Annotated in this window: 31 protein-coding genes and 1 pseudogene; 13 read left to right on the top strand and 19 right to left on the bottom strand. The window is 55.5% G+C overall.

Features of this window, described 5'->3' with window-relative positions; translation table 11 throughout:
* Position 1: 1 nt before the first annotated feature.
* The 9 genes from IGS75_RS01435 to IGS75_RS01395 all read right to left on the bottom strand — a co-directional run bounded on the left by IGS75_RS01435 (position 2) and on the right by IGS75_RS01395 (position 9,286).
* Complete coding sequence (locus IGS75_RS01435; protein ID WP_202257371.1) at positions 2–1,711, bottom strand: pectate lyase family protein; 1,710 nt, start codon at positions 1,709–1,711, stop codon at positions 2–4.
* Positions 1,708–2,553 (bottom strand): hypothetical protein, encoded by an 846-nt coding sequence (locus tag IGS75_RS01430; protein WP_202257370.1) that lies wholly within the window; start codon positions 2,551–2,553, stop codon positions 1,708–1,710. The genes IGS75_RS01435 and IGS75_RS01430 overlap by 4 nt, the downstream gene beginning before the upstream one ends.
* On the bottom strand, positions 2,537–2,722 hold the full coding sequence (locus IGS75_RS01425; RefSeq protein WP_202257369.1) for a hypothetical protein: 186 nt from the start codon (positions 2,720–2,722) through the stop codon (positions 2,537–2,539). The genes IGS75_RS01430 and IGS75_RS01425 overlap by 17 nt, the downstream gene beginning before the upstream one ends.
* The gene (locus IGS75_RS01420; RefSeq protein WP_202257368.1) at positions 2,722–3,999 is read right to left on the bottom strand and encodes a P22 phage major capsid protein family protein; all 1,278 of its coding nucleotides are present in this window, start codon (positions 3,997–3,999) and stop codon (positions 2,722–2,724) included. The genes IGS75_RS01425 and IGS75_RS01420 overlap by 1 nt, the downstream gene beginning before the upstream one ends.
* A 157-nt stretch (positions 4,000–4,156) precedes the next feature.
* The gene (locus IGS75_RS01415; RefSeq protein ID WP_202257367.1) at positions 4,157–4,999 is read right to left on the bottom strand and encodes a hypothetical protein; all 843 of its coding nucleotides are present in this window, start codon (positions 4,997–4,999) and stop codon (positions 4,157–4,159) included.
* Positions 4,996–5,154, bottom strand: coding sequence for a hypothetical protein (locus IGS75_RS01410; protein WP_202257366.1), 159 nt, complete (start codon positions 5,152–5,154; stop codon positions 4,996–4,998). The genes IGS75_RS01415 and IGS75_RS01410 overlap by 4 nt, the downstream gene beginning before the upstream one ends.
* Positions 5,151–7,382, bottom strand: a complete 2,232-nt coding sequence (locus tag IGS75_RS01405) for a portal protein (protein WP_202257365.1) — start codon at positions 7,380–7,382, stop codon at positions 5,151–5,153. Before IGS75_RS01405 ends, IGS75_RS01410 begins: the two co-directional genes overlap by 4 nt.
* A 61-nt stretch (positions 7,383–7,443) precedes the next feature.
* Positions 7,444–8,790 (bottom strand): hypothetical protein, encoded by a 1,347-nt coding sequence (locus tag IGS75_RS01400; protein ID WP_202257364.1) that lies wholly within the window; start codon positions 8,788–8,790, stop codon positions 7,444–7,446.
* Entirely contained in the window at positions 8,783–9,286 is a 504-nt protein-coding gene (locus IGS75_RS01395) for a terminase small subunit (RefSeq protein ID WP_202257363.1), read from the bottom strand. Before IGS75_RS01395 ends, IGS75_RS01400 begins: the two co-directional genes overlap by 8 nt.
* 162 nt (positions 9,287–9,448) lie before the next feature.
* Here IGS75_RS01395 and IGS75_RS01390 point away from each other — a divergent pair, with 162 nt between their 5' ends.
* Positions 9,449–9,772, top strand: a complete 324-nt coding sequence (locus IGS75_RS01390) for a hypothetical protein (protein ID WP_202257362.1) — start codon at positions 9,449–9,451, stop codon at positions 9,770–9,772.
* On the opposite strand, the gene IGS75_RS01385 is transcribed toward IGS75_RS01390, so the two are convergent.
* The 8 genes from IGS75_RS01385 to IGS75_RS01350 all read right to left on the bottom strand — a co-directional run bounded on the left by IGS75_RS01385 (position 9,751) and on the right by IGS75_RS01350 (position 16,584).
* Entirely contained in the window at positions 9,751–10,083 is a 333-nt protein-coding gene (locus IGS75_RS01385; RefSeq protein ID WP_202257361.1) for a hypothetical protein, read from the bottom strand. The two genes, IGS75_RS01390 and IGS75_RS01385, sit on opposite strands and share 22 nt — an antisense overlap.
* A 359-nt stretch (positions 10,084–10,442) precedes the next feature.
* Entirely contained in the window at positions 10,443–12,659 is a 2,217-nt protein-coding gene (locus tag IGS75_RS01380; RefSeq protein WP_202257360.1) for a bifunctional DNA primase/polymerase, read from the bottom strand.
* Entirely contained in the window at positions 12,646–12,864 is a 219-nt protein-coding gene (locus IGS75_RS01375) for a hypothetical protein (RefSeq protein ID WP_202257359.1), read from the bottom strand. The genes IGS75_RS01380 and IGS75_RS01375 overlap by 14 nt, the downstream gene beginning before the upstream one ends.
* Entirely contained in the window at positions 12,857–14,476 is a 1,620-nt protein-coding gene (locus tag IGS75_RS01370) for a DEAD/DEAH box helicase (RefSeq protein ID WP_202257358.1), read from the bottom strand. Before IGS75_RS01370 ends, IGS75_RS01375 begins: the two co-directional genes overlap by 8 nt.
* Positions 14,477–14,539: 63 nt before the next feature.
* Positions 14,540–15,124: a hypothetical protein gene (locus IGS75_RS01365; RefSeq protein WP_202257357.1), complete on the bottom strand. Its 585-nt coding sequence runs from the start codon at positions 15,122–15,124 to the stop codon at positions 14,540–14,542.
* Between the two features lie 11 nt (positions 15,125–15,135).
* Positions 15,136–15,906: an ATP-binding protein gene (locus tag IGS75_RS01360; protein ID WP_202257356.1), complete on the bottom strand. Its 771-nt coding sequence runs from the start codon at positions 15,904–15,906 to the stop codon at positions 15,136–15,138.
* A 106-nt stretch (positions 15,907–16,012) separates the two neighbouring features.
* On the bottom strand, positions 16,013–16,414 hold the full coding sequence (locus IGS75_RS01355; protein WP_202257355.1) for a RusA family crossover junction endodeoxyribonuclease: 402 nt from the start codon (positions 16,412–16,414) through the stop codon (positions 16,013–16,015).
* Positions 16,411–16,584, bottom strand: a complete 174-nt coding sequence (locus IGS75_RS01350; RefSeq protein ID WP_202257354.1) for a hypothetical protein — start codon at positions 16,582–16,584, stop codon at positions 16,411–16,413. Before IGS75_RS01350 ends, IGS75_RS01355 begins: the two co-directional genes overlap by 4 nt.
* A 353-nt stretch (positions 16,585–16,937) precedes the next feature.
* Between IGS75_RS01350 and IGS75_RS01345 the strand changes: the two genes are divergently transcribed.
* Entirely contained in the window at positions 16,938–17,147 is a 210-nt protein-coding gene (locus IGS75_RS01345; RefSeq protein ID WP_202257353.1) for a hypothetical protein, read from the top strand.
* On the opposite strand, the gene IGS75_RS01340 is transcribed toward IGS75_RS01345, so the two are convergent.
* Entirely contained in the window at positions 17,137–17,334 is a 198-nt protein-coding gene (locus IGS75_RS01340) for a hypothetical protein (protein WP_202257352.1), read from the bottom strand. The genes IGS75_RS01345 and IGS75_RS01340 overlap by 11 nt on opposite strands.
* A gap of 85 nt (positions 17,335–17,419) precedes the next feature.
* Between IGS75_RS01340 and IGS75_RS01335 the strand changes: the two genes are divergently transcribed.
* The 11 genes from IGS75_RS01335 (at position 17,420) to IGS75_RS01290 (ending at position 22,675) form a co-directional block, all read left to right on the top strand.
* Positions 17,420–18,139, top strand: a complete 720-nt coding sequence (locus tag IGS75_RS01335; protein ID WP_202257351.1) for a LexA family protein — start codon at positions 17,420–17,422, stop codon at positions 18,137–18,139.
* An 89-nt stretch (positions 18,140–18,228) separates the two neighbouring features.
* Entirely contained in the window at positions 18,229–18,525 is a 297-nt protein-coding gene (locus tag IGS75_RS15380) for a DUF3467 domain-containing protein (RefSeq protein WP_237468917.1), read from the top strand.
* Entirely contained in the window at positions 18,518–18,874 is a 357-nt protein-coding gene (locus tag IGS75_RS01330) for a hypothetical protein (protein ID WP_202257350.1), read from the top strand. The genes IGS75_RS15380 and IGS75_RS01330 overlap by 8 nt, the downstream gene beginning before the upstream one ends.
* Positions 18,867–19,130 carry a hypothetical protein gene (locus IGS75_RS01325; RefSeq protein ID WP_202257349.1) on the top strand — a complete coding sequence of 88 codons (264 nt, stop codon included), beginning with the start codon at positions 18,867–18,869 and terminating at the stop codon, positions 19,128–19,130. Before IGS75_RS01330 ends, IGS75_RS01325 begins: the two co-directional genes overlap by 8 nt.
* A gap of 167 nt (positions 19,131–19,297) precedes the next feature.
* Positions 19,298–19,615, top strand: coding sequence for a hypothetical protein (locus IGS75_RS01320; RefSeq protein ID WP_202257348.1), 318 nt, complete (start codon positions 19,298–19,300; stop codon positions 19,613–19,615).
* Positions 19,615–19,824, top strand: coding sequence for a hypothetical protein (locus IGS75_RS01315; RefSeq protein WP_202257347.1), 210 nt, complete (start codon positions 19,615–19,617; stop codon positions 19,822–19,824). Before IGS75_RS01320 ends, IGS75_RS01315 begins: the two co-directional genes overlap by 1 nt.
* 30 nt (positions 19,825–19,854) lie before the next feature.
* On the top strand, positions 19,855–20,145 hold the full coding sequence (locus IGS75_RS01310) for a hypothetical protein (protein WP_202257346.1): 291 nt from the start codon (positions 19,855–19,857) through the stop codon (positions 20,143–20,145).
* Positions 20,145–20,471, top strand: coding sequence for a helix-turn-helix domain-containing protein (locus IGS75_RS01305; protein WP_202257345.1), 327 nt, complete (start codon positions 20,145–20,147; stop codon positions 20,469–20,471). Before IGS75_RS01310 ends, IGS75_RS01305 begins: the two co-directional genes overlap by 1 nt.
* Complete coding sequence (locus tag IGS75_RS01300; RefSeq protein ID WP_202257344.1) at positions 20,471–20,644, top strand: hypothetical protein; 174 nt, start codon at positions 20,471–20,473, stop codon at positions 20,642–20,644. The genes IGS75_RS01305 and IGS75_RS01300 overlap by 1 nt, the downstream gene beginning before the upstream one ends.
* Positions 20,644–21,120 (top strand): RNA methyltransferase, encoded by a 477-nt coding sequence (locus IGS75_RS01295; protein WP_202257343.1) that lies wholly within the window; start codon positions 20,644–20,646, stop codon positions 21,118–21,120. The genes IGS75_RS01300 and IGS75_RS01295 overlap by 1 nt, the downstream gene beginning before the upstream one ends.
* A 544-nt stretch (positions 21,121–21,664) precedes the next feature.
* A complete protein-coding gene (locus tag IGS75_RS01290) occupies positions 21,665–22,675 on the top strand; it encodes a tyrosine-type recombinase/integrase (protein ID WP_202257342.1) in 1,011 nt (336 codons plus the stop codon).
* Positions 22,676–22,701: 26 nt separating this feature from the next.
* On the opposite strand, the pseudogene IGS75_RS15375 reads toward IGS75_RS01290, so the two are convergent.
* Positions 22,702–23,166, bottom strand: a pseudogene (locus IGS75_RS15375) (glycoside hydrolase family 99-like domain-containing protein); the annotation flags it as partial.
* Positions 23,167–23,554: the final 388 nt, after the last annotated feature.

The raw sequence follows: 23,554 nt of genomic DNA, 5'->3' as shown, positions 1-23,554 counted from the left end.
ATTACCACCCCATCGCGATATAAGGAACCGTTACCTGAACACCGACCATGTTCTTGGTGGTATTCATGTAAAATCCAGCCCGATTGACCTCTCCTAGAAAAAAGGGTGATTGGCTGTCGGTGAGGGCCTGCTGCACGTTGGCAACGACGGTGGGAGCGCCTCCCTTGAAAAGGTTGTTGCCATACCGGTTCGTCGGAAATGCGACGTAGATCTGGCCGATCTCAGTAGTGTCTGTGCTGGACACAGTCCCGGATTGCACGGTGACCGTTACCTGCTGCTGAAGCGTGATCAGCCCCGCCTGTGTCTGAGTGCCGTAGTAATTGTCAGACAGCCACGGCAGGTCGATCTGCTTGGAGCCGTGATCGATAACCTTGTCACCGCTCACCCAGTTCAGCCACTCGTTCTCCAAGACCTTCAGCGTATTTGTCGCCAAGCTGCTGGCGTCAGTGTCGCCAAGCTCAAAACCGCCGTAGAGCTTTGAATTGGCATAGATAGCGTTATCCTTGATCCTGACGTGAGAGCAGCCGTCATCGAAATGCGCAATCACGGTGTCATCAAAAGTACCGGACGAGGGAATGTCGATCTGCATTCCCTCCATCAGGACATCGCCCGCATTGTAGAAATCGAACATCGCATTCGTCGCGGCGGATGTTCTTGAGCCCCATGGCGGCGCGATAGTCGTGCCAGAAGCCGTTGTGCGATCGTTGAAGGTCCAATAACCGCCACGCACGCGTACGCCGCGCACATTGTGGAGATCCAGCGCGTAACCGAATCCCTGCCAGTCGCAGCAGTAGAAATCCCAGATGACTGCCTGATATCCAGTTAGGCCGACGATGCCATCGCCATGCACATAGGCCTGAACCATGCCCCATCCGTTATAGGCCGTGCAGGCCTTGAACCGATGGCCCTCGATCATGCCGCCGCCGATGAACCGCCAGCCCCATGCATAGTTGAAGACGTTGACGTTATCCCATGTGGTCGTGAATACCTCAGGGCCAGATTGTGTGCTTTCGACGACAATGCCGGGGGAGGCCTGCATTGCGTAATCCGGCCCATAGACCGTCAAATCCCTCACGTTGATATCGCGCGGAGGATTGAGCATGTAGATGCCCTGGGCAAAGTGAAGCAGACGGACGCGGTCAATCCGGATCGTGGGAACAAGGCCAGCTGTAAAATAGAAGTTCAGAGCCGTTGCGCCCGATGCCGACGCATCCGCATCCTGCATCATCAGATTTTCGATCTCAACGTAACCCTGTGACGGATTGGCTTGTGTCCCGTGCTGCCAGATACCGTTGCCGCCGCTTTTCATCAGTAGGACAGTATTCTGAGCACCGCAGCCACGCATGGAAACATTGACCGAGCCAGATATAATCGTCGTGCCGATCAGGACTGTCTTGGCCGGAAGTTCGAAAATAATAGCGGGCAATGAATTGACTGTCGTACCGATGCCGCCGGCCGTGACCGCAGCAATGATCGCATTGAACGCAGGACCATCGTCGGTCACGCCATCGAAGGCAGCGCCATATGCCCGCATCAGCGCGACGTCTGCGATCAGGCTGGCGTGTTGGATCGCTTCCGGGAAATCTTCCGACGCGATAGCACCGTCGATCATGTCCGTCTTATTGGCGACGAGCGCATTCATTTCGTCGAACGTGATGGCGCGTTGAGACTTGGAGAACGTGGCCTGGTTGGGCGAAATGGATCCACTCATAGTCTTTGTATCTCCAGACCGGGCCAGTAGAACGGGTTATTTATTGGGCTCAAGATCGAGGGCATCCCGAGCGTCGGGACCTGCGTGCTGGATGCGCGCAACGTGCTCAACGCTGCCTTCATTGCCGCTGTGACGGTCGGATTTGCTGGCTGCCCGTAGGAGGGGCTTAAGCGCGCAGCCAGAGACCACATGATCGCATCCCAATATTCAGGAGGCAGATTGACCGGGTCAGTCAGGGTGAGGTTGGCAGGCAGTGGTGCCTTGAAGATTAGGTGGAATTCCCAGATTGCTTCGGAGGGAATTGGCCACGGCCGGAATTCACCCATCGGAAATGCCGGATTATAGTAGGCGTAATTCGGCCACGACCTGAGTGCCTTTAGCCCAAGACCTGAGTAATCTTCGTAGGACTGAATTAATTCGAGAGGGTAATCGATAGGCTGCACGCCGGAATCGAGACCATCGTTTCCGAGCATGAATTCGTTGTCGAAATCGCTCCGACTGAAGTCGCCCTCTGTGGATTGAGTGGCTCCATTGAGCAGACGAGCATATGCCGCCTCAATCTTGTCAGGCCGTAAAGGGATATCCAGATCACCGCCCGGACCAACATAATAAACGCTCTGCCCAGTGGACATGAAGGCGCGATCGATCAGGTTCGGTACCAGCCATCGCTTTCGCTGCCACTGAGCAAGCAACATATTCAGGTGCATGACACCTGATGTCAGCCCTTGCGGGTCTGCATTTTGTCCGCCAACGCCGACGCCAAGTTGTTCGAGCGCCATGCCGATTAGATCAGATACGAGATATCCTGCGCTACCGGGCGCGCCGTTAAGGCTTGCGGACATTTGGCATGCGCCCTTTACGTCTCATGATGGGCTTGGGGGAGGCATCCTTGCCTTCCGGCTCGGATTTTCCTTTAAAGCGGGCACGAACCCGCGCCTCCTGTTCCTCGTTCTGGACAGTCACTGTTGTGTAGCCATTCGGGGCAACGAGAGTGCGCGGGTAGTGCTTCATTAGCTGACCAGCTCAGGTACGATGACACACCAGTCAGGACGCAGCATTCCGATGCCGTACAGCACATCGAGACGTGTTGCGCGGGTATCGTCCGAGCCGTTGTAGTAAGTCAGCGTGCGCAGACTGATGCCGTCGAGCGATGCGCGACCACAGTCCACAACGCCGCGATCCACCATTTCGAGATCAACAGTTGCGAGCGTCAGGGCGCGCTTGCTGTAAAGCATGTTCCGGCGAATGATGGAGTTTGCCGGAGCCACGAGCGTAATGGCCGCATCAGCAGCAGGAGCCGCGTCAACAGTCTGATACGGCACCGGACCATTCGCACCCGGCGGGATGATTGCCGGAGAAAGCGGAATGGACGTCGCGCCAGAGGCGCAATCAGCCAGAACAACGAACTGCTGAGGGACATGCAAGCTGTTCTTGTTGATGCGATTGATGCGGTTCACACCGGCAATCGTGATGATGTCGCCAGCATTGAGCGTGCCGTTGATCGCAGAGACTGTGAGAACCGACGAATGCGGGGATGCGCTGGACGAGATCGTCGTGACGGGCGCGCCGTTCGGCGTGTAGTTGCCGTAAGTACCGGTTGCCGTCGCCTTCCCGTCATAGGAGCCGGTTTGGCTGATCGTAACGGTCTGGTCCTGCATCCACTCACGGACGCCAAGGATCTTCGAACCCATCTGGCCATCAGTCGTCTGGCGAGAGACAGTGTTGCCGGGATTGAACATGCCCATCATGCCCGCAACCGTGTTGGCATCGGTCATCGGATCCAGAACGGCAAAGCGGTCATCAAGCGGCGCATTGCATGCCGTCAGGATTGCCTTCGCCTGAAGCCACGTCTGAGAGGATGGCGTAATCAGATTGCCGTCGCCATCCGTGTTGACCACCATGTTCGACGCCTGAAGAGCGAGCGTCATGGCGTCCGATGCAACCTGACCAACGAGAGCATTCACCGCAGGCGCGATGTAGCGACCCGAGAAGTCGTCCATGTTCAAGGTCCGCTCCTGCGTGGAGAAGGACATAGGGACGTTCTTGCGGAAGTTGATCGTCAGCGGAATGGAGCGCTCAGCAGTCGCTTCCGGGTTCACGGTCGGACCATCCTGCACGACATAATCGTTCGGCAGCCGCACGTTGATCGTGTCGCCGATCTTGGCTCCGCGCTGCGCGAACTGGTCCTGATATTCGCGCGAGACGTTCTGAATGAAATCGTTGGTGTTGCGACGTAGCATGAGCGCTTCGCGCGTGATCATGCTGTTGTTAATCAGATTGTTGGCCACGGGTAGGGCTTTCACACATGGCGCTTTTGCGCCTCATGACCCGTTCTCGGCATCGCCAGAACGTGCGCCGGTTACGACCGGAAACCACCCGTGGCTGTCGCGCCAGTCAGCGCCCGGTTATGCGACACCGGGAAACGTCAGCTTAGAGCCCTTCGGCTTACTTCTTGGACCTCAGTTTGATGTAGTCTTCCATGCTGAGGTCGCCATCATAAATCGAGCGGCTTGAGGTCGCTCGTCCCGAGCCAGACGTTGCGGCGACAGGAGGCGGCGCTTTCGAGATGGCCGGGGCCGTGCGAGGAGGGGGCGTCGTTGTCTGTTCCTGCACCTTTGCGGGCATCTTGTCAGCGAACCTCTGTAGCATAGCGAACTGCTTGCGCTCTGGGGCTTCTAGCAATTCGCTTGCTGCATCGGGATCGTTAGCAAGAGCATAATACACCGCGCCACTGTTCGGCAACTCCGATATGTCGCGAATGATCTGCTGGTGTGACTTGTTACCAAAATCAAGGCCAGCGCGCTCAACAAGGGACTGCGTTGCTGTCTGGATTGCCTCTGCGCCGTGCAATTCTGTCAGGGATTGCGCCACTCGCTGCGTTGCCGCGCCAAACTGCTGCACTTCCGCTTGGTGTGCTTGCTGTCGGGCGATAACATCCCGTTCCTGCTGCCTGATCTGGTCCGGCGTCAATTCGGGCTGCTGATCTTCATCACCGCGCGAGGCGGCAAGGGCGCGCTTGTACTCGGCAAGCTCTTGCTCTGCGCGGGAGGCCCGTTCTTCGGCCTCCTTACGCTTTGCCGTGACACTGCCGATGCGCTTGACGTACCATGTCGGCTCTTGCGGCTCTGTCTTTCCCTCCGGCTCCGGAGGCGTCTGGGTATTGAGTGGCTGATCGGTTGGCGTGATAGGGCGCTCAGCTTGCGTCTCGCTACCGAATTCCACGCCCGCAAAGCGATCTACCGGCGCTTCTGTCGTCTCGACAACGGGGGCTTCTAGGGTATCGCTCATTTACTGACCTCCTTTGACCACTCACGTACAATTTTCAGCATCCGCGCCTCTGTCTCGGCCACGCTGATATCTTTGCTGTCGTATTCTCGGTTGTAGGTCGAAATGGTGTATCCATTTTTGTTCCGCGTAATGGAAATCGAGACTGGGGCGCTCATGCGTCAACTGCTCCTGTCACTGGGTTGGGGGCATGAATGACGCCGCCCGGGGGATTGGAAGAAGGAAGGCGCGGGATAGGACCGGGCGGACCATCCTGCATAACTGGCGCCGCGCCATCGTCAGGAGGCCGACCAGCGCCACCAAGCGCCTGCTGTACAAGCTGATGAACCAACACGCGCAACGCCTCCGGATCTTCGGATCCAATCGCGGCCATGCGATCTGTCTCGGCTTTGTACTGGTTCGTATCAGCAGCCATCGCGTCCTTGACGACTGTGTGTTGATGTTCTGCCGTCTTGTCGGCCAAGTCCTGCTTAGCTTTCTGCAACTCTGCCTGAAGCTGTTGAATGACCTGCTGAGCCTGTCCAAGACGGGGGTCATCAGAGGCAGGCTTAAGCCGGTCAGCAATCTCGTCAGCGAGCGGGAAGTCAGCGGCTTTGAAGAACAGATCGCCGATCTGCCCCATGATGGCAGGATTGGCCTGCAACACCTGCATCAGGGAATTGAACGTGTCCTGACGGCGCGTGGCGAAGGCAGGGCCGACGTCTGCTTCGACATCGTAGCGCCCAATCGTCGGGTTTACCGCAAGGATCGCGCCTTCCTGCGCAAGCTGCTGCTCAAATGTCAGGTTTGGCTGGGGCTGAGCGGGTTGACCATCCGGTCCGGGCGGCAGAACAACTTGAGCGGCTTGCGGTGATTTCGGATCGACAATCGCGCTTGACTGCTGGCCGTCCATACCAAGCACCTGCACCGCGCGCGCCGTGTCGTACACGAGCGGGATAGCGTCGATCAGGATGCGGCCCAAGAGACGAAGCGCCATGCCCTGATTGTCGGTGTAGTGATAGTTTGCCGTGTCGGACTGGCGCTGGCGTTCGTTGATGGCGCGCCCAGACTTCTCGTTGCCGGGGGCACCCATCTCTGCCTGATATTGTCCCGTGACCATCTGCATTTGCAGATCGGCGTTCTGCATGGCCTGCATGTGACCCGTGCTGCCGGTTGGCGGGTCAAGGCGCTGAGGGGCTTGTAAAGGTTCTGAAGTGTCTGGATCAATGGAGCGATACGGCAACCACGCCTGATTGGACGTGTTAGCGCTTGCCCACTGGTTCTCGTACCCCTCAATCGAACGCTCATCGACCAGCCAGGGCGATTTCGTCTGTGTAGCAATACTCTCCACGAAAGCCGAAGCGCTGTAGTTGAACATGCGTTGCGGATCTATGAGAGAACGGACCAGACCACAGCGGTCAAGGCGTCCGTCAATCACGCTCTCAATACCAACGAAAGGTACAAGAGGGATGTGCTGGAACACGGTCAGGCCTGAAGAAATGACCTCATTCCCTGCGATCAAGAAGAACTCAACCTGCGGACGCGTGATTGGTCGTGACTGCGCCTTCATTTCGCGGCACATTTCCACCATCTCGGGGGCCATCTCGCTCTCGCGCATCGGCTGCGTGACGACGGAACCGTCCGGCTGCATCACCGGACAGGCCCAGAGCGTGTCTTTCTCTTCGCTCTTTCGGTAGTAGCGAAACACCCGCACAATATCGCGCTCGATCGCATCTGTCCGGTCATCGCTGTCCGTCGCGATGGAGAGTGGCGCGCCCTTGATGTCGTCATGCCCGGGATACAGCCGCTCGAACTCCGCGCGCGGCATTTCCTCAACGATCATCGCCCACTGCATGTCGGAATGATCGGGCTCTTGCGTGTTGGGATCTGAATAAACAGAGCGCGGATCAGGCACGGACTTGATGAAGAAGTCCTGATCGAAGCTGTCTTGTCCGCGCACATAATCCGTGATGACGTGGACCCAGCCCATGCCTTGGCGAACCTGCCCTTGAATGGCGCAGTTATAGGCGTTCTGCTGAGCGTTCGACTGGTACTCGATATGGCGAATGATGCCTTCGATGACGTCAGCCGCTTTTTCGGTCGATCCAAAGCCGGTCGCATTGACCTTCATGCCCATTTGCGACTGCCGCGCGTCATTCTCGATCTGGAAGACGTGCTGCTGCGTTTTGTTGATCGTCAGGCATGGGCGAGGGGAGCCGCCAAACGTGCCAGCACGCGCCTGATAGACCGCGCTGTCCCATTGCGCGTGATTGTAGGCATCCGCATGGAAGAAGCGCAGATCCTCAAGCGCACGCTTGCGCCACTGAGCCTCGAAATCACGAGCAGCCTCGAACCGCTCTTGTACTTCGTGGAGAACGTCATTTGTTTCTTGGAGGCGTGCGCTCATGAGGTATTCAAATACCACACGAAATTCTGTCAGTACAATCAAATTCAACAGGTGCGGCCGATTACATTCCCATCCAGCCCGCATTTGTTCCTATAAACGATGGGCGCTCGATCGGTTTGCGTTTCGGCTTGTCGTCTTCACGGTCCCGCAAGCCTACGGCCAGATAACGAAAGGCGTCCGCATAATCAGAAGCCCAGTCATGGAGGGGCTTGTCCCGAAAGACCTTGTTCGCGTCGTCCCATGACTTTCGGTACTGCTCGAGCGCTTCAATGCCGCGCTTGCATTTTGTCCGGTCAATCCTGCAACGCGGCAGGAGATTACGGGCTGCGCTAATTCCGTCATCAACCGCCGTTCGTGGGAGCACACGGATCGGGTTCATGCCAAGCGAGCGCATGGTATCGATGCGGCGCTGTCCTGTCCCAAGGTCGCCGTTGTTTGCGTCGTGAGGAACGATGTGCTGCCGATAATTGTAAGGCCGCTTCCCAAGCTCTCGCACGTACCAGTCGATGCCCTGACCGGATGCGGCAATGCAGTCGATCACGCGAACGTCTGGCCCGATCTGCTGCGCGCACCAAATAACTGTGCTGTCACCAATGCCAAGATCCCAAGCCGTGATGACGGGCAGGGAAGGATTATGCGGAACATCCCCTAGCCGTCCGTCCTCATCAAGGCGCTTCATGATCTTGCCGTAGTAGCTGCCCTGAATAGCCGCATCGAATGAGCAGTCATACTCCTGCTCATACTTCGCGCCGCCGTCATCCTCGCCATACTGCGCCACAAGCTGCCGCCTTTCTGCTGCCAACTGTTCAGGGGTGAAGCGGCCTGTTTTCTCAACGCTTGAGACCTCGCAGAACCAACCCGGCTCACCGCGCATGGCATCGAAGAACGTCTTGGCGTGATTGCGACCGCGAGGCGTAGTGATGAACATCGCCCATCCGCCATTCTCCAGCAGGATCGGAGAGAGAAACGCCCAGGCCGAAGGGTTTGCGAGCGCCCACTCAGAGAACACCACACCAATCGGAGTTGATCCCACGAGGCTGTTGAAGTTGTCCGAACCCACGACCTGCCATGTTGAGCCGTTGATGAACCGGATGAACATTTCCTGTTCTTTGGTCGTGGCGCGGATCTCGGCCGGGAAGGCTTCGTCTATGCGTCGGCGTCCAGTGTGCGGGTTCACAGCGTCCCAGATAGCCTTTCGCGCTTGGCTCGCCTCGGGAAGCATATGCCAGTAGTTGCCGACCTTCTTCATGGCACTGATCGCCGCCCAGTTCAGGGCAACGTCATCTTTCCCCCATCGCCGGTGCGCGACTTCGTAGGCGCGCTTGCCGCCCGATCTAAGGTATTTCCAAAGCTCACGTTGATAATCGCGCGGCTTCCATCCGTGGGCAGGGAGCGTGACTTCAATCATCCAGATCGTCGCGGATATTCACCACAACCTGTTTTTGCTCATTGTCGCGCTCGTACAGGCCAAGGTGTTTGCAGAGTTTTTCGAGTGCCGCGTTCTTATCCCACGCCTTGATCTTGGTGACAGTGTAGCGCTCACCATCTTCGCCAGGCTCTTTGCGTTGATCGACTTCAATGGAGGCGACAGCTGCAGCTGTGTCGTCATCCCATTCATGCGGCTGGAACAGACGACCGCCGTCATCGAAAAGCTTTCGCACGTCACTCAAGCCAAGTCGGGCGATTTCCTGAATGACGCGATCCTGCGTGATTTGTGTACGAGCCGAGCGGGACTTTTGCGCTTCTGATACAGCGTCTTGAATGTCAGCATTTGTCAACAGTCGCTGCCCTTGAGTTCGCGCCGTTTTCTGGCTGTATCCTGCCCGAATTGCAGCCTGCGCTGCATTCAAATCGACAAGGTATTCCTCAACGAACCGAGCCTGCTTTTCATTGAGTTTTGTCATAGGGCAAACCTATCATTGGACCCCGTTCAGTACAAGCAAAACCGGTAACGGGATACCGCAATATCATCAGCCATAACGGATAAATTAAATCCGTTTGAGCCTAATACATATTTTGTAATAAACTTCGATTCTCAAATGACTGACTAGAAATGGAATCGCGATATGAAATTTGTCACCCTCGCTACAATAAGTTTCTCCGGGCGCGCAGAGCCTGAAATAACAGTCCGCGCAAGCGGGACTAAAGAGGAGGATCTAAGGAAAGCCGTGAGAGCGGTCAGTGCTGAATTAGGTAACTCGTTTTATTTAGGTGACCATTTCCTTTTTGAAGAAAGGAGAAAAGATAAAGAGTACGCGTTTGTTGACCGCAGAGTTACGACTACGACTGGCCAATCTAATCAGCAATGCATAATAGGAATTAATTTTGCAATAGAACATGAAGAGAATTTCTTCAAACTCGATCAGTTCTACCCAATAAACTTACGATAAGTTGTATTTACAATATGGGGTATCAACCAATACCCCAACCGACGCACTTCCGCCCAAGGATTGATCACCGACGCAGAGCGGGCCAGTCTGCTTTTGATAGCTTCACGAGGCCAATGATCCAGAGCGGCCAGATGAACATCAAAAGGGACCACCAACCCGAGTAGCCCATTCTCCTCAGAATGCGCACGACCGCCAATGTCGAGGCTATCACGCACCATGCCGAGACGATGATAATTAGCCAGTGCCGCTGCATGCTCGCCGATGCAGGCTGGCCAGGTGTTGGAAATTGGCGGATTTTCGGGGTTTATCATGCCAGGAATGCTAGTACAGACGTACATTCAGTACCAGCATAAAGCGGCTGAATTCTGCAGTTTTTTAGGAGAAGGAGTTTTGTCATTTATGGCACACGCCGATGACATTATCTCTGCCAGAATTATTTGGCAGTTTTCTGCGGTATAGACGATAGGAAATGAATTTTGTCATTTTCGTCCTTACGCGCACGCGCGCGATACCCGGATGAACTGCCAATCAATATGATATCTATAATATAATAAATTAATGACAATATTATATAACCCTTGATCTTCTGCGGTTTTTTGATCGAATTTTGTCATTCGGAAATTAGTCAAAATTGACAATAAAAAAGCCCCCATGTTGTGGGGGCTTGATTTCAGGCAATTCGGTATGAACGCGTCGGCCTCCCGGCGCCTTCCGGTCTTCGATCCTGTGCAATGATATACCCGGCCTCTACCAGGGTATTGAGGACCTCATCCCGCTCCTTGGCAGAGATCTTCATCCCCATCCTCCTGAGGATATCCCTTCCGGTCATCTCTCCGTCCGCGCTTCGGATGATCTCAAGAATTTCCTTGCGGAGCCCCTGGGTCTCATTCTCTGAAACGTAGCGCTCTGCACCTTGTCGCATAGCGTCGAAGCAATGCAGGGACAGCTCCATCCCCCATTTCATATCCTTTTCGCTGATCATGGGATCCTGCGGGTTGCGGGACACGCTTTGGATCAGAGCCAACTTGCACGCATTCTCTACGATGCGCCCGGCCAGCGAAGTGATGTAAGTGCCCTCGTTCTGTTTCAGCAGCACCTCCTGCTGGCTTTCGCACTTCTTGAGAACGCGCACGGCGTCCACGCTGTATTGCACCGTGTACGGATTGGCTGGCGTGTCGGAGAGCATCATGGCTTCGATGTTGCCCGGATCGTGTTTCCGGCAGCCATGCGCGATCTGCTGCGCCCTTTCGATCAGGCTCTGCGGGATATCCTCAACTTCCGTGTCCTGCAGGTCGGGATAGTTCTCTTCCGGGATGAACACCAGGAAGCGCCCGAGAAGCCCGTCAGCCAGTGAGGCGCCGGCCACAGCAGACCAGAACTGAGCGGGTGTTGAAGTCCCGTAAATGGTGGCGATAGGATTGTGAATATCCTCACGCTTGCGGCCCGTCTTCTCAGACTGGTCGGCATATTCGGTTCCAAGCATGACGTCCGCGCTGGAGGTGTACAGGGATTTCAGCTTCTGCGCGATCTGCTGTTTGTGAGCACTGGCCTTGATACCGAGAACGCCTCGAAGAAAGTCACCACATTCATCGATCATGAAGACCTTTGCCGGATGAATTTTCAGGGCCGTATGCAAGGCCGTACCGGACGCGATATCCTCGCCGCCCAGGTAGTCCATGAGGTTTGCCTGAGCGAGAATGCGCTTTATGACGCGGCGCGCGTGGTCCTTTCCTCCAGCACTGTCGATGATGCTGACGGCATAAAGATTGGTCCACAGATCTGTCTTTGTCCGATATTTGCGTCCTGCCAGAGCCGAGACAAGCGCGATGCCAGCGGCAAGAGCTGCGAAAGGTTGCGGGCGGCGTGCTGTCCGGGTTGTGTAAGCTACGAACTCCTCCAGAAATCCATCGACGCCCTGCAGGTTTTTCGGCACCAGCGCAGAAACGTTCCGTTCAGGCAGGTTATTGCGGCTGATGTCCTGAAGCAGGGGAGCCCACTCATCGCTGATTTCTTCGTGGGCTTCGATATGCTCCACGTCACGCGGGCGTCCGACGCCTTCACGAAAGGACCGGTCCAGTGTGCGTTCAGCGGCCCGGAAATCCCGGCATGCTGATCGAATATCATTGAGAGCTGACCGCAGATCGGCCAATGCAAGTGACTGTTCCAGCTCCCCGGACGCAACCAGGCCGCCGATCGAATAAGCTGCCTTGTTGAGTGTGGTATGCTTTGATCCGTCCCCGGCGTACCGAATGGCATCGCATTCCCTGGCCAAGGCCTCAAGCCCGTATGGTGTGCCCCCATCAACGTGGCGCGGGGAGGGGCTGGACACGACTGGAGCTGGCGCCGGTTCAGGTTTGCGCTGCAGTTCTTCAAGCAGCCATGCAGGCAATTCCTCGACGGCTTCATCGTTGAAGTCGTAATACCCATCTGATGGCGGGATTAGGACATAGCCGCCTTCGCCGCGGGTATCGACGCCTCGAACGATGCGACTTGCGGTATTGCGCAGCTTGAGAGTCGGCATCTGATACCACAGATGATAGCCGCCTGACTGAGTGCGCACGCACTTCGTCTGGTTCTGGAGGTCATGGGCCATCATCCACTCGACGGCTTCCGGGCCATTTTTCGTGTCGATATCAACCACGAAAATTCCGGATGCCTTTCCTGTCGGCATGCCGATGCGCGCGCCGGGAAAGGGTTTGAACATGGCCGCGATCAGCGCCGGTTCTGCCGACGCATCCTTAAAGCCGTGTCGCGTCAGCGGCTGCTTGTTCATACCGCACGGGAAGATGGGGTAAGGGATGCCAAGCTCTCCAATCAGGTCCTGATAGGGCTCGCGGCGCTGAACACTGTCCCAGTCAAAGATGCCTTCGAGATTACCCTTGGTCATTGCGTGGAACTCCGATTGTTCTGATCAGCTTCCGATCCCATGTTGCGGTGATCTCAAGCACGTATTTGTCGAGAAAGGAGGCAAAGAAGCTCTCGGCCTGAGCCTCTGTGAAATTGGCGAAAGCCGCGGTCATGCCGTTGGCTTCCAGCCAGTCAAGCGCGCTGTCCATCGCAGACAGAAAGGCCTTGCGGCTCGCATCACTCATAATGGATCTCTACGATTTCAGGATATTTCCCAACCGGCTTGACGGTGATTTCCTTCGGGACTCGAAGTTCTGCCTTGCGATTGATCGCCTCATCAATCGAAGCCGGGGCTTTCTGATGAACAGGCAGAAACGCCATTTGAGCCCACGCTTCGGCTGATTTCTTCCGTGCCCATGGATTTGCTTCTGGCTCAAACGTCAGAAATTTGTTGTAGTCCTGCATCACCGAATTGAAGGTGATCCGAAGCGTGTCAGGCTTGCCATCCCGCCCAGGATTTCGGCGGAACTTCATGTCGATGATAGGAACACGAACTGGCTTCACATCCGTGGAAAGCGCGGCAAGATTGGAGGCCCTGACCGGCTCTTCTTCTTTTTCCTTTGCCGGAAAGAGAAACCCGCAGGTCGGACATTCCATGATGTGGATCGGCACTTTGGTGTCACAGACTTCGCATTGCTTTGTCGGTGGTTCGCCGCCTTTGCCACGGGCGCGCGGCGGTTCAATCAGATCGACCGGGCCATGCTGGGCCAGCCACCCCGCATAATCGCAAAGCAGAGCATCAGTCTTGCCTGTTTCCGGTGACAGGCGCAGAACGCGGCCGATCATCTGGATCAGAAGGGCGCTGGACGTGGTCGGCCGCAGACCGACGATCATATCGGCCTGGGGCACATCCACTCCTGTGGTGAGCGTTCCTACGCTGACAGCACTGCGAATGGTGCCTGCCCGCATTCCGTTCAGGATCCTGCTGCGCTCGACCTCTGGTGTATCGGCAGTGACGATTTCGCAACTGATACTATGCCGGTGAATGGCATCAGCCACATGCCGCGCATTTTCGACCGATGGCACAAAAATAAACCAGGTGCGCCGATCCCGGCCGCGCTCAACGAAGTCGGCAACGGCAGTCTCGATCTGGTCATCGACCGCGGCCGTCAGCTGTCCGATATTGTAATCGCCGCCCGTCTTTTTCAGGCCTGCCGTTTCAACGCGGATGCCGGTTGCCTGAGTAGTAACGGGAACCAGAAATCCCTGTTTGATCAGATCCATGATGCTGATCCGGTAGCTGATGCCATGAAATATGGCGTCATCACCTTCGATCAGCGGCCCTTCGCCAAGTCGCCAGGGAGTGCCGGAAAAGCCGATCATCCGCACTCCCTTGTTGACGCGAGCGATGTCGGTCAGGAACCGGTGCCACATAGTCTTTTCTTTGCGGCTGATCGTATGGCACTCGTCCACCAGGATGAGATCCACGCGCCCGATGTCGTAGCCTTTCTTGTAGATGGACTGAATGGTCGCAAACAGGATCTGAGCGTAAAGATCTTTCTGCTTCAGGGCGGCTGAATAAATTCCGGCAGGAGCCATGGGCCAGAGATTAACCAGTTTGGCGTAGTTCTGCTGCACAAGCTGCGACGAGTGCGTAATCATCAGGATCCGTGCACCCGCATCCCATTCACATGCCTGCGTCATCATGGCCGCCATAATGACGGATTTGCCCGCGCCCACGGCCGCATCGATGATCGGACAGCCGTCGTTGTTCTGGAGCCATTCCCAGGTCTGATCGATTGCTTTCTGCTGATAGTCACGCAGACGCAGTTTTCCCGTCGTGTCGTGATCGGACACGGTGGCCTCCTGTTCTTATTCACCTGAAAGGAAAGCCGGGTCGCTCAGGACCCGGAGGTTAGGTCAGTACGGAATTTCATCTCCGCCAAGATCCGCGTTCGGCCCCTCTGGCTCAGGCTGCCGATTGCGGACCCATGGCTTGTTTCCGGACGAAGCAGCAGGGGGAGGGGTAGTACGTGCAGCAGGAGCTGGCCGGCGGCCGGCAGGCGCTGGAATGCGGCCCGCGGCTGGGGCTGGGGCTGGGCGCGCTGGCGTGGATGCTTTGCTGGGGTCTTGGTAGAACTTAACCACGTTGCGTTCACTGTATTCGCCACGCGCAGGCTGAATACCGACACGAACGCGAACACGGCACAGCTCCAGATCGGATGTATCCCGAATGATCTTGTTGTTCGTCTGTCCGATCTTTTTGACAGCAGCTTTGGCAATATCCTCGGCCTGTTGACTGCTTGAGCACTGGATGTTCAAATTGTCGAACACGCTGCGCCCGTTATCCAGCTTGATCTGCAATGAGATCATGCACCCCGCGCGGGTATCTTTCAGTTCAGCTTTGACGATATCTCCGTCATAATCTCCTACCGGGATCAGTTCGAAATCAGGGGCATCCGGAGCTGTATCCTGATCGTAAAGGCCTGCAAGATTTCCTGACATGGCTATGTTCCTCAGTTCGCAAAATAGGGGATGTTGGCGGCAAGCGCGTTCCAGCTTTCAGCCGGATCGTTGGGAATTTCGATCTTGTCGGGCATCCCGAACTGACCGAACCGGTTCTTTGCCAAGGCGGCAGGACGCTCTTCAGTAAAGATCAGGCGCTGGCCGTTTCCTTTGGCTTTGTTGACCTTGGCGAAGCCGCCTTTCTCTTCGGTGATGACTGATTTCCAGTTCATGAAAAACACACCATCGGCCATTTCCTGCATCAGCGAAGATGCCCCGCGGTGGAGATCGATCTGATACCGCTCGTAACCGCCGGATGTCGGGTCTTCGAAGCGCTTGATCTGGCTGTGGGCCAGCAGAATGATTGCCATTCCACGTTCGTCCCGCAGCCGCTGAAGTGTGTCAGTGATGATCTTCCAGTTTTCGGTTGCTTTGGCATAGCCGCGCCCAAAGTCCGGATCTGTGATTGAAACCCATCCGTTCTGACGGCAGGAATAGTCCCAAACCAGCTTTTCAGCCCAATCCAGGCTATCGAGCACCAGCGTCTGAAATGCATGCTCTTCCTCAAGCAGACCGGTGAGCTGATCCATGATGTCTTCGTAGGACAAGCACTGCGGGAACCGGTCCACACCAATGCTTTCCGCACCATCTTCCGTCTGCACCAGGATCGGAGCAGGGGCGCCGCATGCCAGTGTCGTCTTGCCGACACCATGTGTTCCGTAAATGATCAACCGCGGCGGCTTATAGACAACACCACGCTGGACTTGAGCCATAATGCTCATGTAAGGTCTCCTTCAAGGCGAGGGGTTCCGTCCCTCGGCTCTGTTATTGATGCTCGTCGCATCACCCAGCCCGGTGGTTTCGATCACCGGGCAACGCGATCCGGCGTTACAGGATAGTCAAAATCATTGTCGTTTGAGCGATTGGCGCATATCGACGTCGCACCCTAAGATCGCAAACCTGCGCGTCGTCACGCCAAAGAATGCCGTTGAGAGCGTCAAGAACGAGCTTACTGGCGTTATCCACGTCCGGCTTACCGGTCGCCTGCAATTCCCCAGACAGCGCGGCCTCACGCTTCTTTTTTGACCACGAAGCCGCTGGCATCACATCGATCATCAAATCGACCGCAACCGGCGTTTCGAGCACGAGATGGCCGACCTGCTGAATGGCGCAATGCTTGACCCATGCTTCCGCAATCTGCGTTCCCTTGTCAGTAAAGGCACGCCCTCCACCAAAGCGCGGACGCCCTTTACCTTTTGCGGGACCGGGAATTACTACGGTGTAATTCATCGCTTTACCTTCTCCCGTTCGATCCGGAGTGAGGCGCGATATCCGAGCATAATGATGCCGATGCCATGCTCGAACCAGTAGAAGGCGATGACGCCCAAGCGGAGGGATGGTGGTCGACCACTCCACCCAAAACCACATGCGCCGAAATCGACGGCAAACCCTTTCGACATTTTTCCTCCTGAACGAGCCGCTCAATTTCAAGGCGTAGCTCTTCACATTCAGCCATAAGCCGGATTAGTTCAGCGCCGCGGGGCGCGTTATTGCCGTCCAGCCAATTCCTAGTGGCCCTGGGCGATGCATCGACTGCACGCGCCAAGAGTTCAGGGCCGTTTTTCAGCTTCCCGTAGATGCTCCGCAGGACGGAACTGACCGTCTCGGAATAGAGGGTTGCCGTGGTTATCATTTGATTTTGCAAATCTCGGTCAAAATTTGACCTATTTCGCCGCATCTTTCCGCTCCATTGTTTTGGGAGCGGCAGGAGGACGCGACTTTGGATTTGGAATTTGCAGAAACACTGGAAAGAATGATCGTACTATGCGCTGTCATGCGGTCACGGGTTGCGCCCCGTGTTCCGTATGTCTCCGCCGAAGTCATCGCCTCGCATGTCAGAACGGCACTGGTAATGCCGACCTTCGAGAGCGTTGAACCCGCCATTCCAACCGCCACGCTCATTGAGAGCTGCTGGATTGCGGAATGCGAGTTGCAGACCATCATGAAGCCGGTCATTGCGTGACTTGCTCCATTTCATTTTTGAGATAATTCTCAACGGCCTCAATCGAACGCAGAGTTGAAATGCCTTGCCTGAAACGCGAAAGAAATTTCGGGTTACCCGTGGCGGCAATACTAAAAGCCCGTTCGGACATTTCTCGGCTGCTACGGAAATCTTCAATCTGCTGAAGAAGGCGATCACGTTGGGTCATGGGACATTAATGTCCTACGAAAAGCCTGAGTGCAAGGACATTTTTGTCCCGTGCGGCTTTTTTTTTAATGGGACATAATAGACCCATGAAAAAGCCCACTACACAGATCGGCGCGCGCCTATTGAAGATCCTGAATGAGAAGGGGATTTCAATGCGCGCTGCGAGCCTCGGTGCTGGGTTGAGTGAATCGGCGGCTAAACATGTGATTTACGGATCCAGCCAGAGCCCCAGGCTTACTACGATAAGCCAGATCGCTGCTTACTTGGATATCCCCACTTCAGAGATCACAGGTTCGGATGCGCAGCAAAAAAATGCTGTCACCCCTGTCCACACCACGCAGATCGAAGTCCGAGGCGACGTGCAGGCGGGTGTGTGGCGAGACGCAATGGAATGGCCTCGGGCAGATTGGTACGCGATTACCGTCCCCCTGGACGCCGCCTATGCGGGCCTCCATCGATACGGCCTCCTCGTTAAAGGGGATTCCATGAACAAGGTTTTCCCGGACGGATCGATCGTCGTGGTGATTAACCTAGTGGACCTTGGCAGGATGCCGATGACAGGCGAGATCGTCGTTGCAGTCCAGAGGTCGAAAGTCTCAGACGACTTCGAGGCAACCGTTAAAGCCGTGCAGGTGCTGGAAAGCGGCGAGATGATTCTATGGCCACAAAGCACGAATCCGGACTTTGCGACGCCTGTGCGCGTTCCGCCCATACGCGGCGATCACGATGCCGGGATGCCTGACGTATTCATCCAGGCGCTTGTCGTGGCGAGCTACCGACCGAAGCCGATGGTGTCATTCGGGTGAAACTAGAGTGAGAACAATAAGCGGATTGTGTCTTAATGCCATAGGGCAGATTGTCTGGACAATGCGCATAACGTATGAAGGGTTCTACGATGAGCACTGATAACACTAACTCCGCTCCAATCCATCGAGTGTCTTATGCCTTGGTGGGAATTACAGGTCACGACTTTGGTGTGGCTGTATTCAGCACGGGTCCTAAGATAAACCCTGACAACATGTCTTTATCTAATGAGGCAAGCATCACGCATGAGGCCACACTTATGCTCAATCCTATTGCGGCCAAGATACTTGCGAAAAATATTCAGACGTCAGTGGATGGATATGAGAGGGTATTCGGCGAGATAAAATTACCGGAGAACGTTGGAAGTCCCGAGTCTGCTCGTGGGTGATGAACGTGCAATCTTATGTCGTGTTTTTTGCCCGGCTCCAGTCGTTAATGCGGAAGTAAAGCTGGCTACCGATACGTGGACTCACATTCAAGGCGGCCACCCAGAGACTAATCTGGATGATCTGGTGCATACTCTGCAATTTCCTCAAGCAGTTCATCGTGATGCCAAAAAGCCGAATAGTGTGTTAATTGTGGGCGAGCGATCCTTGCCAGGAAGCGAAAGTCTAATGAGGGTCTCTGTGAAAGCTGGCTTGGCTGATGGACCGTTCGTTCAAACCGCTCATTACGCACGCGACCAAATTAAGACTAAACAAATCTGGCCTACTGATGAGGAGGGGCAAGATGAATGATCTAATTGCCTCTTACGATGAGTTTGCTGATGTTCTTTATCTTTCATTGGGCAGCCCGGTTAAGGCTATCGCGCATACAGATATAGATAATCTTTTGTGGCGAGAGTCTGTTTTTGATCACTCCACAGTGGGTGTAACCATACTGGATTACGCAGAGGACTGGAGAGAGCGGCGCGATAATCTTGCCTATAGGCTGGCGCCGAGGTTACATCTTTCTGAGCAGCAAGTTTTAGAGCATCTTCCCGTTATTCGGTGAAGCGCCCGGCTCCGGCCGGGTTTCTTTTTATGTGATGTCTTTGATCTTATGACCAATTTCCCTGGGATTTCTATTTTTTGAGAAGTAGGACATTTTTGTCCTTGACTATCGGAAGAAAAATAGGACATTAATGTCCCACACCCAGCGAGGGTGATGGGAGAAATGTAATGCCCCAGGGAAATTTAGCAGAACTGTTGAGACCTACCGTATCAGGTCCGGTTCTGAATGACTTCGGATTTCCGCTTGTCCGGAGCATCGATGTCGAGAAATGGAAAGCTCTGTATCCCGGTCCATTCGGAACGGTCAGCAAGCTCCACGAGACGCCCAACTTTGTCATCTTTGAAGAGCAAACTGGCCTCGGAATTTACGAGAAAATGACTGATGGCCAGCTTCGTGCAGGACAGGTGGCCCGTCATAGCGAAAGCGACGAACGCGCCCGGGAATGGTGCATGCGTTGGGTCGCTCAGTTCGAGGCTGTGGCGTGATGTCCGCAACACTGACGCGCCCGGTCTCTTACGATCAGGCATGCAAGGATCTGACTCCGGTCTGGGAATATCTCAAGGAACAGCGCCAACAGGCCAATTTCCTGCACGGGACGAGGGCAGAGCGGGCTTTACGAGACGAGCGCACCGCCGAAATCGACCGAGTAGAAAAGCGCCTGAATGACTTCGTGGCCCAAGTAACTACCGACTGACACCAACAGTAAACGACAGGAATTTTTGAAATGCGTGAAACAGCAAACGCCAGAACTGTGTCCAAAGCATCAGTTCCGTATCTGGAAATGAAACGCCGCCAGTTCCGTAAGGCCGCTTGCGTAAGCCTGAGGGAATCGGCCCGGGAAGACCAGAAGGGTAACCATGGACCGGCCTATCAGCATTGGCAGCGATATGAAGAAGCCGCCAGACTGGCGCACGCCATAGACCGTCAGATCAAAGAACGGACCGTTGCAGGCCTGTCACTTATGGTCGCTCGTATCCTGCGTGCACCGCTTCTGCCGATGGGAGACGTGGCATAATGCGCGGTTCTCGCTATCCGGACGATTTTTGGGAAAATCAACGCCCGTTGATCTCCATGATGCGATCCGCTGGAGCATCCTATGCCAAAATTGCTGATTGCATCGGCACTGCGCCTGACACGATTTCCAATGCTTGCAAAAAAATGGGGATCGATAAGTTAAGTAATGGCCAGAAGAGTGCGCCACTCACTGAAAAACAGTCCCGAAAAAAGCCTCTTACCTTTTTTGAAATTCGCCGTGTTGATCAACTGATTTCTGAAGGCTGGATTTCAATCTACGCAATCGAGGAAGTCACCGGGCACGAAGCTGTCGGGAGGATCTTCTGATGACCCACCCCCGCGAGATCAACGAGGACCTGAGCGACGTGATTGCACGCTCACTCCTCATGGATCGGATCGAGCGTCCGGCTTCTGCGCCTTGGCTGGCCGACCTCCACCACGACGACAACGAAATCCGCCGTGCGTGCGGGCTGCTGAATATTGCTGAGGGGATTGGGTGATGAGTAATCGTGGATATGCAGCGATTGCGCTGCACAACAGTAAAAATCCTCACAACGTCGGAGGAGTATTTAGGGCTGCTGGCTGCTTCAATGCAGACCTGATTGTCGTAGGCGGAAAGCGTCGGATGCGAGCCTTGGGAGGGCTCGCCGCCGATACGCAAAAAGCCTGGCGCCATACGCCCTTGCTGACCCCAGATGATGTGATGAGCACCATTCCTTTCAACGCTATCCCAATCGCTGTTGATCTAGTCGAAGGGGCGGTCGAATTGGCCAACTTCGTTCATCCTGAACGAGCCTATTATATTTTCGGCCCAGAAGACGGGACGCTTGGAAGTGAGATCGTAGATCGCTGCAAGCACCGCGTGATGATTCCGACTTCGTTCTGCCTAAACCTCGCCGCAACAGTGAATGTCGTTCTTTACGACCGACAGGCAAAGCAGCGTTACGCACAGCGCATTCGGGGGATCGCCGCATGACCCCACACCCAATTCTAACAGCGATCGACGCTGCTCTGCGCGCGCTGTCCGTGTGGTTCCACAATGGGATCTACGGGCATGGATGGAGGTGGCGGCGGTGACTGACGTGAGCGCAGCGAGTACCAATGTGTCTGATAGTGGGAGTGTTTGAGATGAGTGAAAGCCCGAAGATTAAGTACGACAACTCAGGGCCTCTGCACTTCATGGTTCAGAAGTCGGGCTGGGTGATGTGCCGGAGAATGGGAGAAATTCCATTCGTCATGACGGTCAAAGAATGGAACGCGCTTTCGGGCGTCCCTCGCGGGGAGGCTGCTAATGCAGGAAACGCTTGAGCGCTGGCTCAACAGAGAAGCCGTAGCGAAGCGTCTATGTACTCAGCCCCATCGCCTTCCTCGCTTGGTTGCGGAAGGGCGCTTGCCGCAACCGTCAATGCACCTAGGACCACGAAGCCCGCGATGGGATATCCATGCAATCGACGCCATGATGCTTGAGCAAAGCGGCGTCTCATTTTCTCCATCAACTGAAGATGCGGTAGCCAAAGCCTGTGAAGAAATCGCCACCACATCCCGACGGATTCAAGATCGTCAGAAAGACTCTATCCGACGGCACTATTAAGGAATACCGATACCCGAGATCCACGAAGGCAACCTCACGCGCGCCTTCGGTCGGCACAATCGGCGCAGTCCTGCGTCTGTATTATCAAAGCCCCGAGTGGCGATCGACAAAGTTAAGCTCGCAGCGCAGTCGAATTCTTTATCTGAAGGAGCTGGAGCGCATCGAACAGGTCCCGATCCGGGAGTTGCGCCGTCGAGTCATACTCCAGTTCCGTGACGCCATTGCGGCCGGCCGCGGGACCGGAGCTGCAAACCAGTTCATACAGGCCAGCAGTGCATTCTTGTCCTGGGCGCTCAATCGGGAATGGGTCGACGCGAACGCTGCAGCTCGGATCGGGATGCTTCCATATACCCCGCTTCCCGCATGGACAAAGGAGATGGCAAGAGACGCGATCCGCAATCTCCCAGCGCACCTGTCCCGCGCGGTGATGCTTGCGCTCTTCACCGGGCAGAGGCGCAGCGATCTGTGCGCCATGCGTTGGAGTGACATTCAGAACGGCGCGATCTTTGTCAGACAGATCAAAACAGGAACTGAACTCTGGGTTCCAATCCATCCCGTTCTCGCGCAAGCAATGGCGCAATGGCCCAAGACCTGCAATCACATTCTTACTGGTGTGCGTGGTGGCCCGCTGACGACGCACAACATCACCCGCAGCATGAACGAGGCTCAGGCCCGGAGGATCATTCCGACAGGTTTCAATATGCACGGCCTACGAAAGTTGGCTGCCACACTCCTAGCGGAAGCAGGGTGCTCGACGCACGAAATCGCCGCGATCACGGGACACAAGACGCTCAAGATGGTTGAGCACTACACCCGTTCAGCCGACCAGAGACGCATGGCAGCAGAGGCAATTTCCAGAGCGGAAACCAGTTTTTGGAAACCGGAAGAAACCGCCATGCAACCCATTGAAAACAAACGAACTCCGTTACTGAACCAGTAGAAATAAAAAATGAAGCCTTCGATCCCCGCGGCCTGGGCCATCGCAGCCTGTCGTTCGAGGATTTCGGGTGTGTTCAAGGTGTAATGACCCAAGTCCCGTGGAATACGAGGCTGGTAGTGGTCTGAAAAGCGTGGAATGCCTCGGGAGAGGTTCGTCCATTCCGTGAAACCTTCGCCCCACCAGGCGTCATTTTCGGGAATGGTATGAAACTGTGGCAGGTAATAGGCCAGAATACGGGCGCGGCGGATGGCGCTTCGAGGTAAGGGGCATGTTTTTTCAAAAAGCGGCCCTGGTTTGCTCCGGCGCTTTATTTCACTAAAAACCGATACTTCGGTTTCCGGACTGCAGGGATGGATATCCGGCCGGTCGCGATTTTCCAGATAATGTAGCAGCGGATTTCTGTCCGGAGAATGCCGGAGGTATTTCCGTCTGTAATAAAGGGGGTCAAACCCGTCGAAAGGTTTGCGGGCCTCGCGAAACCCCTGAACCATGTAGTGTTCGAGCGCATCGATACCAGCTTTGGCGACATCGGGATAGGCGCGCAGATAAAAGTCTGGATCGAACTCGGGGATCGGGCGCAGTGGTGTGTTGTGACGGTTCTTTAGGTAATGGGCCAGAGCCAGCATCCGTTCCGGAAGGTGGTAGGTCCGCGCGTACCACAGTGGATCGAACCAAGCGATCGGCCGTCGTCCTTCGCGTTCCCCGTGCAGGGCATAATGCAGCAACGGGTCGCCGATGACGTCGCGGTTCTGGTTGAGATACCAGTGTGGATCAAAGAAGGGATTGGGTTTACGGCCCTCCCGCCATCCATGCTGATGGTAATGTCGAAGAACGGCGGTTCCGAGCGTGTGCAGGTCGGGGTTGGATTTCAGATAATAA

The organism is Gluconobacter sphaericus (assembly GCF_016757795.1).
Lineage (GTDB): Bacteria > Pseudomonadota > Alphaproteobacteria > Acetobacterales > Acetobacteraceae > Gluconobacter > Gluconobacter sphaericus.
This window is presented reverse-complemented; position numbering and strand designations above follow the sequence as displayed.

Excerpts from the sequence above, each read along its gene's own strand:
- IGS75_RS01435 (WP_202257371.1), bottom strand. The coding sequence starts at position 1,711 with ATGAGTGGATCCATTTCGCCCAACCAGGCCACGTTCTCCAAGTCTCAA.
- IGS75_RS01430 (WP_202257370.1), bottom strand. The coding sequence starts at position 2,553 with ATGTCCGCAAGCCTTAACGGCGCGCCCGGTAGCGCAGGATATCTCGTA.
- IGS75_RS01425 (WP_202257369.1), bottom strand. The coding sequence starts at position 2,722 with ATGAAGCACTACCCGCGCACTCTCGTTGCCCCGAATGGCTACACAACA.
- IGS75_RS01415 (WP_202257367.1), bottom strand. The coding sequence starts at position 4,999 with ATGAGCGATACCCTAGAAGCCCCCGTTGTCGAGACGACAGAAGCGCCG.
- IGS75_RS01410 (WP_202257366.1), bottom strand. The coding sequence starts at position 5,154 with ATGAGCGCCCCAGTCTCGATTTCCATTACGCGGAACAAAAATGGATAC.
- IGS75_RS01405 (WP_202257365.1), bottom strand. The coding sequence starts at position 7,382 with ATGAGCGCACGCCTCCAAGAAACAAATGACGTTCTCCACGAAGTACAA.
- IGS75_RS01400 (WP_202257364.1), bottom strand. The coding sequence starts at position 8,790 with ATGATTGAAGTCACGCTCCCTGCCCACGGATGGAAGCCGCGCGATTAT.
- IGS75_RS01395 (WP_202257363.1), bottom strand. The coding sequence starts at position 9,286 with ATGACAAAACTCAATGAAAAGCAGGCTCGGTTCGTTGAGGAATACCTT.
- IGS75_RS01390 (WP_202257362.1), top strand. The coding sequence starts at position 9,449 with ATGAAATTTGTCACCCTCGCTACAATAAGTTTCTCCGGGCGCGCAGAG.
- IGS75_RS01385 (WP_202257361.1), bottom strand. The coding sequence starts at position 10,083 with ATGATAAACCCCGAAAATCCGCCAATTTCCAACACCTGGCCAGCCTGC.
- IGS75_RS01380 (WP_202257360.1), bottom strand. The coding sequence starts at position 12,659 with ATGACCAAGGGTAATCTCGAAGGCATCTTTGACTGGGACAGTGTTCAG.
- IGS75_RS01375 (WP_202257359.1), bottom strand. The coding sequence starts at position 12,864 with ATGAGTGATGCGAGCCGCAAGGCCTTTCTGTCTGCGATGGACAGCGCG.
- IGS75_RS01365 (WP_202257357.1), bottom strand. The coding sequence starts at position 15,124 with ATGTCAGGAAATCTTGCAGGCCTTTACGATCAGGATACAGCTCCGGAT.
- IGS75_RS01360 (WP_202257356.1), bottom strand. The coding sequence starts at position 15,906 with ATGAGCATTATGGCTCAAGTCCAGCGTGGTGTTGTCTATAAGCCGCCG.
- IGS75_RS01355 (WP_202257355.1), bottom strand. The coding sequence starts at position 16,414 with ATGAATTACACCGTAGTAATTCCCGGTCCCGCAAAAGGTAAAGGGCGT.
- IGS75_RS01350 (WP_202257354.1), bottom strand. The coding sequence starts at position 16,584 with ATGTCGAAAGGGTTTGCCGTCGATTTCGGCGCATGTGGTTTTGGGTGG.
- IGS75_RS01345 (WP_202257353.1), top strand. The coding sequence starts at position 16,938 with ATGATCGTACTATGCGCTGTCATGCGGTCACGGGTTGCGCCCCGTGTT.
- IGS75_RS01340 (WP_202257352.1), bottom strand. The coding sequence starts at position 17,334 with ATGACCCAACGTGATCGCCTTCTTCAGCAGATTGAAGATTTCCGTAGC.
- IGS75_RS01335 (WP_202257351.1), top strand. The coding sequence starts at position 17,420 with ATGAAAAAGCCCACTACACAGATCGGCGCGCGCCTATTGAAGATCCTG.
- IGS75_RS15380 (WP_237468917.1), top strand. The coding sequence starts at position 18,229 with ATGAGCACTGATAACACTAACTCCGCTCCAATCCATCGAGTGTCTTAT.
- IGS75_RS01325 (WP_202257349.1), top strand. The coding sequence starts at position 18,867 with ATGAATGATCTAATTGCCTCTTACGATGAGTTTGCTGATGTTCTTTAT.
- IGS75_RS01320 (WP_202257348.1), top strand. The coding sequence starts at position 19,298 with ATGCCCCAGGGAAATTTAGCAGAACTGTTGAGACCTACCGTATCAGGT.
- IGS75_RS01315 (WP_202257347.1), top strand. The coding sequence starts at position 19,615 with ATGTCCGCAACACTGACGCGCCCGGTCTCTTACGATCAGGCATGCAAG.
- IGS75_RS01310 (WP_202257346.1), top strand. The coding sequence starts at position 19,855 with ATGCGTGAAACAGCAAACGCCAGAACTGTGTCCAAAGCATCAGTTCCG.
- IGS75_RS01305 (WP_202257345.1), top strand. The coding sequence starts at position 20,145 with ATGCGCGGTTCTCGCTATCCGGACGATTTTTGGGAAAATCAACGCCCG.
- IGS75_RS01300 (WP_202257344.1), top strand. The coding sequence starts at position 20,471 with ATGACCCACCCCCGCGAGATCAACGAGGACCTGAGCGACGTGATTGCA.
- IGS75_RS01295 (WP_202257343.1), top strand. The coding sequence starts at position 20,644 with ATGAGTAATCGTGGATATGCAGCGATTGCGCTGCACAACAGTAAAAAT.